This window comes from Enterovirga sp., assembly GCF_035325185.1.
In the GTDB taxonomy this organism is placed as follows: Bacteria; Pseudomonadota; Alphaproteobacteria; order Rhizobiales; family Beijerinckiaceae; genus Enterovirga.
This window is the reverse complement of sequence record NZ_DAOLAJ010000014.1, coordinates 1-12964: the sequence shown is the minus strand read 5'-3', so window position 1 is coordinate 12964 and position 12964 is coordinate 1. Positions and strand designations below refer to the sequence as shown.

The 12964-nt window shown below is 64.6% G+C and carries 14 protein-coding genes, 1 tRNA gene and 1 pseudogene; 10 read left to right on the top strand and 6 right to left on the bottom strand.

Annotated elements, in window-relative coordinates:
- The first annotated feature begins 25 nt into the window (after positions 1-25).
- From PKD06_RS04650 to PKD06_RS04620, 7 genes are all read left to right on the top strand, one after another.
- A complete protein-coding gene (locus tag PKD06_RS04650) occupies positions 26-208 on the top strand; it encodes a hemin uptake protein HemP (protein ID WP_324378062.1) in 183 nt (60 codons plus the stop codon).
- Positions 205-1116: a hemin ABC transporter substrate-binding protein gene (locus PKD06_RS04645; protein WP_324378060.1), complete on the top strand. Its 912-nt coding sequence runs from the start codon at positions 205-207 to the stop codon at positions 1114-1116. Before PKD06_RS04650 ends, PKD06_RS04645 begins: the two co-directional genes overlap by 4 nt.
- The gene (locus PKD06_RS04640) at positions 1113-2210 is read left to right on the top strand and encodes an iron ABC transporter permease (protein WP_324378058.1); all 1098 of its coding nucleotides are present in this window, start codon (positions 1113-1115) and stop codon (positions 2208-2210) included. Before PKD06_RS04645 ends, PKD06_RS04640 begins: the two co-directional genes overlap by 4 nt.
- Positions 2207-3007, top strand: coding sequence for a heme ABC transporter ATP-binding protein (locus PKD06_RS04635; protein WP_324378056.1), 801 nt, complete (start codon positions 2207-2209; stop codon positions 3005-3007). The genes PKD06_RS04640 and PKD06_RS04635 overlap by 4 nt, the downstream gene beginning before the upstream one ends.
- A 312-nt stretch (positions 3008-3319) precedes the next feature.
- Positions 3320-5635 carry a TonB-dependent hemoglobin/transferrin/lactoferrin family receptor gene (locus PKD06_RS04630; RefSeq protein WP_324378054.1) on the top strand — a complete coding sequence of 772 codons (2316 nt, stop codon included), beginning with the start codon at positions 3320-3322 and terminating at the stop codon, positions 5633-5635.
- 140 nt (positions 5636-5775) lie between these two features.
- Positions 5776-6090: a putative quinol monooxygenase gene (locus tag PKD06_RS04625; protein ID WP_324378052.1), complete on the top strand. Its 315-nt coding sequence runs from the start codon at positions 5776-5778 to the stop codon at positions 6088-6090.
- Between the two features lie 342 nt (positions 6091-6432).
- Positions 6433-6506 (top strand) — tRNA-Gln (locus PKD06_RS04620).
- Positions 6507-6950: 444 nt separating this feature from the next.
- Here the strand turns inward: PKD06_RS04620 and PKD06_RS04615 are convergent.
- The 3 genes from PKD06_RS04615 to PKD06_RS04605 are packed head-to-tail and all read right to left on the bottom strand — an operon-like array spanning position 6951 to position 8061.
- Positions 6951-7232 (bottom strand): hypothetical protein, encoded by a 282-nt coding sequence (locus PKD06_RS04615; protein ID WP_324378050.1) that lies wholly within the window; start codon positions 7230-7232, stop codon positions 6951-6953.
- Positions 7229-7561 (bottom strand): hypothetical protein, encoded by a 333-nt coding sequence (locus tag PKD06_RS04610; RefSeq protein ID WP_324378048.1) that lies wholly within the window; start codon positions 7559-7561, stop codon positions 7229-7231. Before PKD06_RS04610 ends, PKD06_RS04615 begins: the two co-directional genes overlap by 4 nt.
- Complete coding sequence (locus tag PKD06_RS04605) at positions 7558-8061, bottom strand: hypothetical protein (RefSeq protein WP_324378046.1); 504 nt, start codon at positions 8059-8061, stop codon at positions 7558-7560. The genes PKD06_RS04610 and PKD06_RS04605 overlap by 4 nt, the downstream gene beginning before the upstream one ends.
- A gap of 151 nt (positions 8062-8212) precedes the next feature.
- On the opposite strand from PKD06_RS04605, the gene PKD06_RS04600 reads away from it, so the two are divergent.
- From PKD06_RS04600 to PKD06_RS04590, 3 genes are all read left to right on the top strand, one after another.
- Positions 8213-8353, top strand: coding sequence for a ribbon-helix-helix protein, CopG family (locus PKD06_RS04600; protein ID WP_324378045.1), 141 nt, complete (start codon positions 8213-8215; stop codon positions 8351-8353).
- A 142-nt stretch (positions 8354-8495) separates the two neighbouring features.
- Complete coding sequence (locus tag PKD06_RS04595) at positions 8496-8783, top strand: BrnT family toxin (protein ID WP_324378043.1); 288 nt, start codon at positions 8496-8498, stop codon at positions 8781-8783.
- Entirely contained in the window at positions 8747-9637 is an 891-nt protein-coding gene (locus tag PKD06_RS04590) for a BrnA antitoxin family protein (protein WP_324378041.1), read from the top strand. The genes PKD06_RS04595 and PKD06_RS04590 overlap by 37 nt, the downstream gene beginning before the upstream one ends.
- A gap of 800 nt (positions 9638-10437) precedes the next feature.
- On the opposite strand, the gene PKD06_RS04585 is transcribed toward PKD06_RS04590, so the two are convergent.
- From PKD06_RS04585 to PKD06_RS04575, 3 genes and pseudogenes are all read right to left on the bottom strand, one after another.
- A complete protein-coding gene (locus PKD06_RS04585; protein WP_324378039.1) occupies positions 10438-11298 on the bottom strand; it encodes a DUF4747 family protein in 861 nt (286 codons plus the stop codon).
- A 197-nt stretch (positions 11299-11495) separates the two neighbouring features.
- Positions 11496-12017: a hypothetical protein gene (locus tag PKD06_RS04580; protein ID WP_324378037.1), complete on the bottom strand. Its 522-nt coding sequence runs from the start codon at positions 12015-12017 to the stop codon at positions 11496-11498.
- Between the two features lie 240 nt (positions 12018-12257).
- Positions 12258-12964 (bottom strand): annotated as a pseudogene (locus PKD06_RS04575) (hypothetical protein); the annotation flags it as partial.

Here is a 12964-nt window from a genome sequence, read left to right as displayed (position 1 = left end):
ATATTTCGAGCCAGGAACCGAAGTAATGACGGACGGCGACCCCGACCGACGCGCCGGCCATGCGAAGCCGGAAGGTCGCGAGCAACGGCCTCCCACGTTCGACACGAGCACCTTGTTCGGAACGAAGCGGGAGGTGATTCTCGTCCACAAGGGCGAGCCCTATCGGCTGCGCCAGACGCAGAGCGGAAAGCTGATTCTGACCAAATGAGCCGCCCCCCCCTCCCCTCCCGGCGCCTCCTGATCGGCGGCGCGCTGGGCGTCCTCGCCCTGCGGCTGGCTGTCGCTTCGCGGCCGGCCGCCGCCCTCGCCGACCCGGCCGCGCCGCGGATCGTCTCGATCGGTGGCGCGGTGACCGAGATCCTCTACGATCTCGGCCTCGGCGACAGCATCGTCGCCGTGGACACGACGAGCCTCTATCCGCCCGAGGCCATGAGTTCGAAGCCGAATGTCGGGTATATGCGCCAGCTTTCGGCGGAGGGCGTCCTGTCGGTCCGCCCCACCCTCGTCATCGCGGCTGAGGGTGCGGGGCCTCCCGACGCGCTCAAGCTCGTCCGCGAGGCGGGCGTGCCGCTCGTGATGGTGCCGGAGGACCCGACCGAGGAGGGCGTCCTGGCGCGGATCCGGGCTACCGCCCGCGCCGTCGACCGGGTGGAGCAGGGCGAGAAGCTGGCCGGGGAGACGAGCCGCCGCTTCGCAGACCTCGCCGCCCTGCGCAGCCGCATCCGCGAGCCGGCCGGGGCCCTGTTCATCCTCTCCATGCAGAACGGGCGGATCATGGCCGGAGGACGCCGCACCACCGCGGACGGCATCCTGGCCCTTGCCGGCGCGCGCAACGTCGCCTCCGCCATCGAGGGCTACAAGCTCATGACCGACGAGGCCATCGTCGCGGCCTCTCCCGACATCGTCGTCATGATGGAACACGGCCCCGGCGGAACGCCCCCTGCCGACCTCTTCGACGAGCCCGCCCTGTCGCAGACGCCGGCCGGGCGCCACAAGCGCCTCGTCTCCATGGACGGACTCTATCTCCTGGGCTTCGGGCCGCGCACGCCGGATGCGGCGCGCGAATTGCTCCTCGCCCTGTACCCGGACCTGAAAGCCGGGCGAGCGGAGAGATGAGCGGCGAAGCGGCCGTGCGAACGGCCCGGCGGCGGGGCATCCTCGAATCCCCGGAAGGCCGCCTGCGCACGGGGCTCGTGCTGGGCGTGCTCGCCGCCGGGCTCGTCCTCGCCGCGCTCGCCTCCCTCGGCACGGGCGCCGTCTCCCTGCCGCTGGCGCGGGTCGCGGCCATCGTGGCGCGGGGCCGCGAGGCGGGACTTGCCGATCCGGCCACCGCCCGCGACGCGGTGATCCTGTTCGACATCCGCATGCCTCGGACCCTGATCGGGCTCCTGGTCGGGGCGGCCCTCGCCACGGCGGGAGGGCTCCTGCAAGGGCTGTTCCGCAACCCACTCGCCGATCCGGCCCTGGTCGGGGTCTCCTCGGGCTCGGCGCTTGCCGCGGCCTGCGTGATCGTGCTTGGCCATACCTTCACGGCCGGTCCCCTTCCCTTCGCGGTGCTGCCGGTCGCCGCCTTCCTCGGCGCGCTCGCGGCGACCGCCATCCTCTACGGCATCGCGACGCGGCGGGGCCGCACCTCGATCGCGACCATGCTTCTCGCCGGCATCGCGATCTCGGCGCTTGCGGGCGCGGTTACGGGCTTTCTCAGCTTCCTCAGCGACGACCGCCAGCTCCGGGACCTGACCTTCTGGACGCTCGGCTCTGTCGGAGGCGCGACCTGGAGCAAGCTCGCCGTGGTCGGACCGCTGATCGCCCTTCCCCTCTGCCTCGCGCCGCTCGCGGCGCGCGCGCTCAACGCCCTCGTCCTCGGCGAGGCGGAAGCCTTCCATCTCGGCATCGCCGTCGAGCGGACGAAGCGCTTCATCATCGTGCTCACGGCGGTCTCGGTCGGCGCCGCCGTCGCCGTGTCCGGCTTGATCTCCTTCGTCGGGCTCGTCGTGCCGCACATCATCCGGCTCGCGATCGGGCCCGACCACCGCCTCCTGCTGCCGGCCTCGGCCCTGGGCGGGGGCATCCTGCTCGTCTGTGCCGACATGGCGGCGCGCGTCGTCGTGGCGCCGGCCGAATTGCCGATCGGGATCGTGACCGCCCTTCTCGGCGCGCCTTATTTCCTCTGGCTGCTCCTGCGCCGCAACACGGTGCTGGACGCATGAGCACCGCCATCCTGCAAGCGGAGGGCGTCGGCTACCGGATCGGCGGCGCGACCCTCGTCGAAGGCGTCTCGCTCGATCTCGCGCCGGGACGGATGACCGTCATTGTCGGCCCGAACGGGGCCGGCAAATCCACCCTCGTCAAGCTGCTCTCCGGTGAGAATCCGCCCGATTCCGGGCGCGTGACCTATGAAGGCGCGGATGCGCGCGCCATCCCGCCCTGGCGGCTCGCCTGCCTGCGCTGCGTGCTGCCGCAGGCCTCGCGCCTCGCCTTCCCCTTCACCGCGGGCGAGATCGTGCGGATCGGCGTCGACGGCATCGGGCGCGGCCTCGACCGCCGCCGGCGGCTGGCGATCGTCGCGGAGGCGCTGCTGCGGGCCGATGTCGCCCATCTCGCGCAGCGGACCTTCCAGAGCCTGTCGGGAGGCGAGCAGCAGCGCACGCAATTCGCGCGGGTGCTGGCCCAGCTCGCCGCCGGCCGCACGGTCGCCGAGCGTCAGGTCCTGATGCTCGACGAGCCGATCGCGAGCCTCGACCTGAAGCACCAGCTCTCCCTGCTGGAGGCCGCCGCGGGGCTCGCGCGCGAGGGGGTCGCCGTGCTCGCCGTCCTGCACGACCTGAACCTCGCCGCGGCCTTCGCGGACGAGATCCTCGTCATGTCGAAGGGCCGCGCGGCCGCACGGGGGACGCCTGAAGAGGTCGTCACCGATTCGATGATCGCGGAGGTTTTCGGCGTGCCCCTGAGGGTCGGAACCGTGCCTCCCGCCGGCCGGCCCTTCCTGCTGCCGCAGCGTATCTGACCGGCCACTCTGTTGCAGCACTGTCACAGAGGCGGCGGCTCTTGACCGGCTGGAAACAACCGGTGCCGACGCGAGCAGCGCCTTTTTCCCCCAGACTTGTCCAGCCGGGACGCTCGCTTAGCCTCTATTTTGGAAGAAATCTATCTTTTCGCAGATCTACATTCGATTAAGTCTATTCTAGGGCAGATCGCTTGACGCTGCGCGGCCCGGCCTCGCATTTCTCCCCGCGCAGTCGCATTCGCGGCAGCCAGCCAGCCAGCCGGGACGGACCCAGCCAGCCAGCCGGATGATCTCGCTGCTGGAAGTTTTGTCATGTCCATCGCGTCCCACCGCCTTCTCGCCCTCGTGGGCGTGTCCCTTCTGACGCTGAGCGCGGCCCAGGCGCAGAGCACCACGCCGGCCGAAGGCTCCAGCACGGCCCTGCCGCCGGTGACCGTCACGCCGCCGGCGGCGCGCCGGGCGGCTCCGGTCCGGGCCGCTCCCGAGCCCGTCGTGCACCGGGCGGTCGCCCGGCCGCAGCGTCCGCTCGGCCGGACCAACACGGTGAACCGCACGCCGGCTCCCTCCTCCGAGACGCCGGTCCTGCCGCCGGTTCAGCTCGACGAGTTCAGCGCCACCTCCACCAAGACGGACACTCCGGCCATCGACACGCTCGGCGGCGCCACCGTGATTACGCAGCAGCAGATGCGCGAGATCCAGCCGAACACGGTCTCCGACCTGTTGCAGCAGGTCCCGGGCGTCAACACGGCCTCCAACCCGAACAGCCCCGCCCAGGCGATCAATATCCGCGGCATGCAGGATTTCGGCCGCGTCAACGTGCTCGTCGACGGCGCCCGCCAGAACTTCCAGGTCACGGGCCACGGCCCCCAGAGCACCTTCTTCCTCGATCCGGCCCTGATCGGCGGGGTCGACATCACCCGCGGCCCCGTCTCGACCATCTACGGATCGGGCGCGATCGGCGGCGTGGTGGCCTTCCGCACGAAGGGGATCGACGACATCCTCAAGCCCGACGAGATGGCGGGCGTCGAGCAGACCATCGGGGGCGGCACCAACGGCGCCGGCTTCCTCAACTCGACGGCGGCCGGCTTCCGCCTGCCCGACAACGCGGTCAACGCCTTCGGCCAGTTCGTGCTGCGCAACAACTACAACTACAAGGACGGCGCGGGCACCATCATCCCCGATACCGGCAGCGAACTCCGGGCCGGCAACTTCAAGGTCAACGTCAACCCGGCCGAGGGCCACCAGCTCAGCGCCACGGCGCTCATCCAGAAATACGATTTCACGAATAACGGAACGTCGTCCAGCGGCGCGCGCTTCGGGACCAACCTCGACACGCAGACCTATACGCTCGGCTACAGGTTCAACCCGGCCGACAACAAGCTGTTCGACCTGAACGTGAAGGGATACTATACCCGGACCAATCAGGGGCAAACTTTCATCGCGTCGGATTCGGACGGCACCTATACAGATCTCGGCGTGCGGCCGGGCGACAAGACCCGGGCGAATCTCGATACGCGCGGCTTCGACATCTACAACACCTCCCGCTTCGACACGGGGCCCATCAGCCACGCCCTCACCTTCGGCGGCGACGGCGTCTTCGACAAGGTCCACACTTCCGATCAGGCCGGCGGCTATCTCACCGCCTTCACGCCCTCGGGCGAGCGCCGGCTTCTCGGCGCTTTCGTCCAGGACGAGATGCGCTACGACACTTGGTTCCGCGCCGTGGCGGCGGCACGCTACGATTCCTATGAATTGAAGGGCGGCCCCTACAAGTCGGACGGCGACCGCGTCTCGCCGCGCGGGACGATCGGCATCTCGCCCTTCCCGTGGATCGAGTTCTACGGCACCTATGCCGAGGGCTATCGCGCGCCCACCATCACGGAGACGCTGATTTCCGGCGTCCATCCGTTCCCGGCCTTCACGATCCTGCCCAACCCCGCGCTCAAGCCCGAGACGGCGCACAACACGGAAGGCGGCGTCAACATCAAGCTCGACGACCTCCTGACCGACGGCGACAAGTTCCGTGGCAAGGTGGTCGTGTTCCAGAACCGCGTCGACAACTACATCGACATGACGGGCGTCGGGCCGACCTATTACCTGTCCGTCATCCCCGGCGCCTTCTTCAACTCCTTCTGCGCCGGGCGGACCAAGCCCTTCGCCTTCTGCCAGATCCCGATCCAGAACCAGCAATATGTGAACATCGCCAAAGCCGACATCACGGGCGTCGAGGCCGAGGGCGCCTATGATTGGGGAAGAGGCTTCGCCTCGGTCTTCTATGGGCATACCGACGGCAAGAACAAGACGACGGGCGAGACCCTCACGACGATCGCTCCCGACAAGATCGGCGGCTCGCTCGGCCTGCGCTTCCTCGACAATAAGCTGACGGTAGGCGCCCGCGTGACGCATTTCGCTTCACGGCTCAACGTCCCGGACACGACGTCCATCTATCCGGCGAAGGCGTATACGCTCGTCGACCTGTTCGCCTCCTACCAGTACAATGACTGGATTCGCGGTGACTTGACCCTCGCGAATGTCGGCAACGTGCGCTACATTCGCTATCTTGATCTCAACTACAGCCCCGGCTTCCAGGCTCGCGGCTCGCTGACGATCAAGTTCGCCACCCGCTGACCGGCCCCGCTCCCGGCCGATAAGGCGTGCCGCGCAAGTGCCACTTGCACGGCACGCCTTGGCATCCCGGCGCCTGTCCGGCAGGAGGATGCTTCGCCGGGCCGCGTCGGGCCTGGCGCCGCATCGGGAGTGAAGCATCCATGATCCATGTCATCGCCGTCCTCACGGCCAAGCCGGGCAAGCGCGACGAGGTGCTCCGGCATTTCCACGCCAACGTGCCCGCGGTCCTCGCCGAGAAGGGCTGCGTCGAGTACGTGCCCACCGTCGATGCCGCCGATGCGGGCCCCGCCCAGGCCGCCTTCGGCCCCGACACCTTTGTCGTGGTGGAGAAATGGGAGACGATGGCCGATCTCGCCGCCCACAGCGTCTCTCCCCACATGAAGGAATACGGCGCCAGGACGAAGGATCTCCTGGCGAGCCGCTCCATCCACATCCTCGAGCCCCACAAGGGCTGACGCTGCCCGGAAAGCGGCCCAGGGCGAGCGCCTGAAGCTTCCTTCTGTCATCCTCGGCCGGCCCGAAGTAAACTCCGCGGAGGGAGAGGGGATCCAGGAGGGCTCGCCTGCGGCTCCGGATTCCCATCTCGGCCCTTCGGGCCGCCGGGAATGACAAGGGCCGGAATGACAGAGGGATGACCGGCAGCCCGCTTCACCCGATCGCCCGGGAAAGCAACCCGGCGAGCGTTGACGCAAGGCCCGAAGCCGCCTAATGGAACCGCTCCGGCAGCGAGTCTGCGGACACTGACTTGCCGGCTCGTGAAGCGATGAGATAAATCAAGCGATCTCAACGTCTTACGTTGGGGGATAGTTTAACGGTAGAACAGCGGACTCTGACTCCGTTAGTCGAGGTTCGAATCCTCGTCCCCCAGCCAGCTAACTCACTGAAATCACTATCTTCTAGATTTTCGTGTCACTGACAGTTTCGGTCGTGTCACATCCGTGTCACCGCCTTGCTCGGCGTCGCATTCGCCGGCCCGAGATCCCTTGATCGCCATGAGCGAATGATTCTGAAGGTAGCGTCTCGCTCGTTCGACGGGATCGCCACCGTCGGCGCGCATCCTCTCAAGCTCCGTCGCCAGGAAATCGAAGATGGGCGCATAGCGCGGTCCGTGTCGGACGACGATGTAAGCCATCATCGCAGCCGCCCTCTCAAGCTCCTCCTCTCGCACCATGCGCTCCTCTTTCGTTTCAAGCTTACCCCAGCGGCTGGAGCCACCGGGGCGAAGATCATGAAACCTCTCAGTGTCGAAGGGCCACGTCGTGCAGCCGGCGGGCCTGCCGGATCTTGCGGAGCACGAGGTCGCGGAGGTGGCGGGTCATGCGTTGAACGCCAGCTCGCGGCCCCAGAACTCGATCGCGGCTTCGTCGATGCTGCCCCTGAGCCGGCATATCGCGTGGCGGATCGCGCGGACCTGCTCGTTGGTAAGCAGGAACAGCTTGTAGCCGTCCAGCGGCACCCGGCTCATGATGCCCCAGGCGTCGCCCATCCCCATGTCCTCGATGGCGAGATCAAGGAGCAGCACGTCGCCCTGCACGTCGATGAGGGCGCTCTCGAGCTTCGCGTTGTTGATGACGTGCTTCGAGGGAGACGCGCTCATGACCGCCCCCAATCGCATCCGACCGCCGATAGGACGACGGCGGCTCGGGTTGACGGTCGGACGCCCGTCATGTCCATTGCCTTGTGCCAGCGATAAGCAGGGCCTTCGTGCTCGTACCAGTCTCGCGACCGCTGCCCCTCGCGGCCATATAGCTCCACGCCGGCCCGATACGCCTCGAAGGCGAGCCAGTTGGCATACTCTGCCATCAGGGCTTCGGTGACGGGCACGGCTGCCGCCGTGGGCTGGCCGATGAGCGTCACGCAGCCGCCGATCAGCGGAAGCGAGACGAGGCCGCGGAGGAAGCCGCGGCGATCCGAGGGGCCGGTCATCGGACACCTCCCCGGCCTTCATCGGCACCGATTACATCGCCGCCCGGCATGTCGCGGGTCATCTCGACATTGCCGTGGACGAAGCCGAAGAACTGCTCGGCCGCGCCGCCGGCGTCCGCGATGCCGTTGTCGCTCGGCCCGGTCTCGGAACCGTCCTCGTCCATCGCCTCGGCGTCGTGGGTGTCCTCGGCGTCGTCGGGAGCGATTCGGTACGGATAACCCCGGCCAGCCCGCTCCGGCGCGGTGTGCTCCTCTTCGCCCGTGTCGTAGTACATCAGGCGGTGGCAGCTGATGGGCGTGCGACCGAAGCTCTCCGGCCAGCCGATGGACGGCTCGGCATCGGGCTCCTCTTCAGCCGTCCCATCGTCTTCAAGGTCCGGATCGTCGTCGAGATCGTCGAGAAGAGCGATCAGCCATTCGATATGCGCCTCGACGGCGCGGCGGGTGCGATGATGGGCGCCATCTTCGGGCGCGGGTGTGCTATTGGCGTACGTAGCCATGCCCTGAACTCCCTTTAAGTTCGGGTGGGGTTAGAGCCGGCGGCGAGGCTGCAATCCTTGCCCCGGCTCGCAATTGCGTTTAACGTAAATAGCTGTAATGTCAATTCCCGTTAAACGTAAACTAGGGCGCCCTGCGACAGGCACCGACCCCATGACGGGTGTCCGCATGCCTCCGGAAATGACGGCCGCCCTCGACGCCGCGGCCGCCGCCGAGGACGACAAGCCGAGCCGATCCGAATTGATCCGCCGGATCGTGACGGAATGGCTCAAGGCGAAGGGGATGCTGGGGTGAGCGCGTGACGGCGCAAGCGAGGCGAAACTCGGAACTGCCAGTCACGAAATCGTGATGCGTATCTCATCCCGCGCGTCTGCATTCTCCTTTCCGTCTTACGAAAAGCTATTGACCGGCGCCTCTTTCCGTCTTACGAAAAGCAATGCTCTTCGATTGGGACGACGACAAGGACGAATGGAACCGCGCTGAGCGGGGTTTCGGCTTCGACGTCGCCGCCCTGATTTTCGATGGCATCACGGTGGAAGCCGAGGACAGGCGGAAAGACTACGGCGAGACGCGCATGCAGGCGATCGGCGAGGTCGATGGGGAGATTCTCTTCGTCGTCTACACGGATCGCGAGCCCTATCGCTGGATCATCTCCGCCCGCCTCGCAGAGGACGACGAGGTGGAACGATGGAAGCGGAAAGCAAGAAGCCGGCGGGGCGGGTGATCGACCGGGAGAGGGCTCTGGCTTCGATGGACCGGGCGAAGATGCGCGCGACGACGCAGGCGGATATTCGGCGTCATGCGGCCGAAGACGGCAGCGAGCGCGCCGCCCCTCTCTCTGAATTCGTGAAGCGGCTTCCCGGCCAGCGCGGTCCCGGCAAGCTACCTGCCAAGGTGCAGTTGCCGGTGAGGGTTGAACCGGAGCTGCTGGCGGCGTTGCAGTCGGCCGGCAAGGGCTGGCAGAACCGAGTCCGCAGTGTTCTGCGCGCGTCTGTGGGCATGGACCCTGCCCCCGAGGAGCCGAAGGCGAAGCGGCGGGCGGAGCCGCGGCCCCCCAGTCCCCAAATCTGGGGAGCGAGGCGATTCCCCAGATCGGGGGAACCAACCCTGTCGAGATCGGTACCGCGGATCAGGTCGATGGCTTCTGTGCAGACCCTCTCGCTCGGAACGCCCGGTGGCATTGGCGGTGGAAGCGGTGAAGCGCTCGGGTTCGTTAGAGTCGCCAATTTGGCGACTCTTTGGCCGCCCCTTCCCGGTTGCGCCATGGGACGTCGCCGGATGCAGCGCCTCATAGATCTCCTTGCGGCGCGAGGTCTGCGCGGCCCTCTCCGCCGGGCCCAACTCGGCCCGGCAGAGGTTTCCGTCGAAACGGGCGAAAATGCCGTGATTTCCGGCATTCGGGCACATGATCCAAATCTGAGCCATTCCATGCGCGCGGGGGATGGCGTTTTGGATGCCGGGATTTCCGGTGTCCATCACCTCGCCCTCGCGAACGTCCGCAACGCGATCGAAGCTTGGATCGAAGGCGCCCATGAGATGGGCCGGGCTGTTCCGACGCCGTCCCGTAAAGCGGCCTGACGGTTCCTGCGTGGGCTCGGGCGAAGCGAAAGGCAGGGGAATGAGGCTCGTTCTCGCTATCCTCTCCCTCGCAACGGCAAAGACTTCGCACGGGGTGGCAGCATGGGAGGCGCACGCCACCGCGGTCGACAATGCAGCGCTCGCGGGCCTCGTGGCCGGCGCGACGTATAAGCTGCTACACGTGATCTTCTGACCGGAAGCCCAGCTCAGCCCACCTCGCAGCCGAGCCGACGGCCGTAGGATTACGAAGACAGCACTACCTTTCGGATGGTCCGTGGTGAGGATCATCGCTTGTGCAGGTCTCGGCTGCGCTCTTCTTCAGGCTTGCTGAGGCATTATAGATGCTAGCCATCTGGAACAACTGCGTTCCTATCGCAACCGGAGTAAGTATAGAATATATGAACATCGTAGCTGATATGTAATTTAGCGGCCAAAAAACCTCCAGGAAGCCCTTCTCAAGCACACAACAACCGATAGTTAGCGCTTGAACTATGATATAATGCATAAAATTCGCAACAAGCTTCATAAAAAAAGAGTCTGGCTTGCCGTGTTCAGCCAGACTTATGAATATGTTGCTCGAACTGACGGACAGGACAATTGCCATGGCGCCGATGGTAAAACCCAGAAGGTTAGGCAGAACGGTAAGTCCGACTTCGCCAAAACGAATACGAGATGGGAGGAGGCACAGGACAAGAGCCGCACCCGCGGCGACGTGAAGATAAGGCGATCTGACAATGGCAGCAGCGCCACCATAGAGTACATATGCTCTATGGAACTGCTTAGACTGGTTCCGCCACGCGTTAGAACCTCTCCATCGCATTGCGAAAGCGTACATTCGCAGACTGATCCGCACTGACCGACACCACCAGAGATTTAGGGTGCTCTTTAGTCGACTCGTCGAGAACGGTTCCATCATTGCTCGCTCCTCTACCCCTCACGTAGCCATTTTCGGCCGCAACTTTGGCGAGCTTCACAGTCTCTTCGTTAGGCGTAAGGCTATCTATCTTAGGTGCCTTGGTCAGAATTATATCTTGGCTCTTTGCGCCTTGCTCCTCGAGTTCCGCTAATATCCTAGCAACATCGTCTGAAAGATCGTCTGGATTAGGCCGGCGCAGGTGAATCTCAAGCCGTCGCAACCGGGGTATCGACAAGATCTTTTGAATGGTGTCATCCTCGGGTATTGCTGTGACGGAAACCTCTGGGAATTCGTGCCCTAAAGTCTCCTTTGAAAATAATCTTGCAAAAAATCGCTCCGCTCTCTTCGCTCCGAATCTATCGCCGAACTCGTTTTTGTATTCTACCACTAGACGGTGCTTTGATAATATAAATCCATAGCTGAAAGGCCGAAAATTCGGCTGAAGAGGATCGGGGATAGTAATCCCAGCCTTGTCCTCATCAGTAGCCTCTTTGTTTTTGTTTTTGTGGATCCATCTCCCTGACTTGTCGACATGCGTCCAGACGAGTATTTGACCCAGAAAATGATCGGGATGTCCGGCGCGGGCTAAGGGCTTGGTGATTTTAGCCCAATCATTTCCGTATAGTTCGATCTCTATGTCAGCAGATGACTCAAGCAGCCGGAGGTAAATCCCTTCGGGATGCGGGCTGGCTACAATGTTCAATGCGCCCAGAATGATTTGGGTGCCCCGCTCCCCTCTCGCCATGTCCTAAGCAATCCCTTGTCGTCCGACGTAAGATTCCACGGCGTCGATTGCCGGTCGAGTCTGCCAGGATGCTCCCATTGGCCAATGCCAGCGCGATCTTACTCGTTCTAACCCATCCTCATCCCGATCCGATCACCGACAGAGCGGCGCCGCGACGATCGCCGCGATGATGAGGAACGACGCGACGGCGGCGAGTTTCATCCGACTTTCTCGTCCTCGCCCTCATCGGCCAGGAGATCGGGATAGCTCGTAAAGCTATAGCCCGACGTCGGGTCGATCTTCTCACCGATCTTATCGGGCCAACGTTTGGCAAAAAAGGTTGTGACAAGGTCTTTGCGAAACTTCGTGATTTGGCAGAACCCGCCGACGCCATAGCCTCGCGGGCCATCAACTTGGTTATGCAGCAACATTGGCGTTCGCCGCTGTGCGTCCATCAATCCGATTGCAAAGTTCAAAGGATCGTCGATTGTCGCCGGGATCGGCCAAAGCCCAACCTCCTTCAGCGCCTCTTCTGACGCTTCAGGCTTGGCAAAAGCCTGCACCGGAACGGGCGTGAATGCCTCGATCGTCTTACCCTCGCTCTCAAAGGATACCGAACCGAACCAATATCCCTCATAGCGCTGGCGCTCGTCTGAAACCCCCCCGATGAGCATTTGGAACCCTGGGGGGCTGGAGCCATCGACATCACCGACGAGTCGTCTGTCGGCGATCTGCTGCATTATCCAGCGGCCCGCATCCGGAAGAACCCTCAGGAATTCGTCGAATCCAAAGGGTGGCGGGTCGATAATGGCGGAGATAATCCAACACACCGCCCGAGCCCGATGCTGTGACAACAGCACCCCAGGCAAGGTCTACGATCTGTTTTGCATGGATCTGACGCACGGTGCCGCCATAGTCATAGGCGACGCCGTCCGAAGCGACGGCGATTTCGCTGGGGCCAACCCACATCGCTATTGCCGTCATGCAGCAGCTTTCACGAAAATCATGGGCTTGCCTCCGTTTCCGCTAGGCTCAAGCGCAGATGCGGCCATAGAGTCAGCGAGCCCGCCCTTATAATAGCCCGGAAGCCCGCGATGCATGGCGTCGAGGGTTCCGAGGCCAATGCGATCCACGGCGGAGGCCGAGAAGACATACTCGCCACGGTGGACGACGCCGGCCGGCTCGTAGCGCCCGCCGGGGCCGGTATAGCCGCCGACGGCGAACCAGTCTCCGCCCGCGGGCACGGCTGACTCGCCCACTCCGCCTCCGAACAGACTGCCGAGATTGATCCCGCTGCCTCCGGGCCTGAAGTTGAAGAGCGACGAGGCGAACGACGCCAGCCCGCTCTCCGCCGACGAAGCCGCACCCGGGATCTGTCCCACCGACTGGCCGAGGTCGGTCAAGGCTTTCGACGCCTGTTCGGTCGAATCCTGCGCGCTCTTGAGCGCAGCGCTGTAATCGACCGTGCTGTTGCTGAGATCGGCGCGTGAGCCTATGCCGAACTGATCGAGGTACGATCGGGAAGAGCCGAGCCGGGCGCCGAATTCGGCGGTTGAGCCGTCGTAGCCCTTGAACTTCCAGGCATTGGCCATGAGCCTGTTGGCTTCATCGAGGCTGCCGGCGCTCTGAAGCTGTCGGGTTAAGCTTGGATTCTCTTGGAGGAAGAACCTGGCCTGCGCAGAGGCGG

What these genes read in the sequence shown, in the direction of transcription:
- PKD06_RS04630 (WP_324378054.1), top strand. Translation starts at nt 3,320, where the DNA reads ATGTCCATCGCGTCCCACCGCCTTCTCGCCCTCGTGGGCGTGTCCCTT.
- PKD06_RS04585 (WP_324378039.1), bottom strand. Translation starts at nt 11,298, where the DNA reads ATGGCGAGAGGGGAGCGGGGCACCCAAATCATTCTGGGCGCATTGAAC.
- PKD06_RS04605 (WP_324378046.1), bottom strand. Translation starts at nt 8,061, where the DNA reads ATGGCTACGTACGCCAATAGCACACCCGCGCCCGAAGATGGCGCCCAT.
- PKD06_RS04635 (WP_324378056.1), top strand. Translation starts at nt 2,207, where the DNA reads ATGAGCACCGCCATCCTGCAAGCGGAGGGCGTCGGCTACCGGATCGGC.
- PKD06_RS04645 (WP_324378060.1), top strand. Translation starts at nt 205, where the DNA reads ATGAGCCGCCCCCCCCTCCCCTCCCGGCGCCTCCTGATCGGCGGCGCG.
- PKD06_RS04590 (WP_324378041.1), top strand. Translation starts at nt 8,747, where the DNA reads ATGGAAGCGGAAAGCAAGAAGCCGGCGGGGCGGGTGATCGACCGGGAG.
- PKD06_RS04615 (WP_324378050.1), bottom strand. Translation starts at nt 7,232, where the DNA reads ATGAGCGCGTCTCCCTCGAAGCACGTCATCAACAACGCGAAGCTCGAG.
- PKD06_RS04640 (WP_324378058.1), top strand. Translation starts at nt 1,113, where the DNA reads ATGAGCGGCGAAGCGGCCGTGCGAACGGCCCGGCGGCGGGGCATCCTC.
- PKD06_RS04625 (WP_324378052.1), top strand. Translation starts at nt 5,776, where the DNA reads ATGATCCATGTCATCGCCGTCCTCACGGCCAAGCCGGGCAAGCGCGAC.
- PKD06_RS04610 (WP_324378048.1), bottom strand. Translation starts at nt 7,561, where the DNA reads ATGACCGGCCCCTCGGATCGCCGCGGCTTCCTCCGCGGCCTCGTCTCG.
- PKD06_RS04595 (WP_324378043.1), top strand. Translation starts at nt 8,496, where the DNA reads ATGCTCTTCGATTGGGACGACGACAAGGACGAATGGAACCGCGCTGAG.
- PKD06_RS04580 (WP_324378037.1), bottom strand. Translation starts at nt 12,017, where the DNA reads ATGCAGCAGATCGCCGACAGACGACTCGTCGGTGATGTCGATGGCTCC.
- PKD06_RS04650 (WP_324378062.1), top strand. Translation starts at nt 26, where the DNA reads ATGACGGACGGCGACCCCGACCGACGCGCCGGCCATGCGAAGCCGGAA.
- PKD06_RS04600 (WP_324378045.1), top strand. Translation starts at nt 8,213, where the DNA reads ATGACGGGTGTCCGCATGCCTCCGGAAATGACGGCCGCCCTCGACGCC.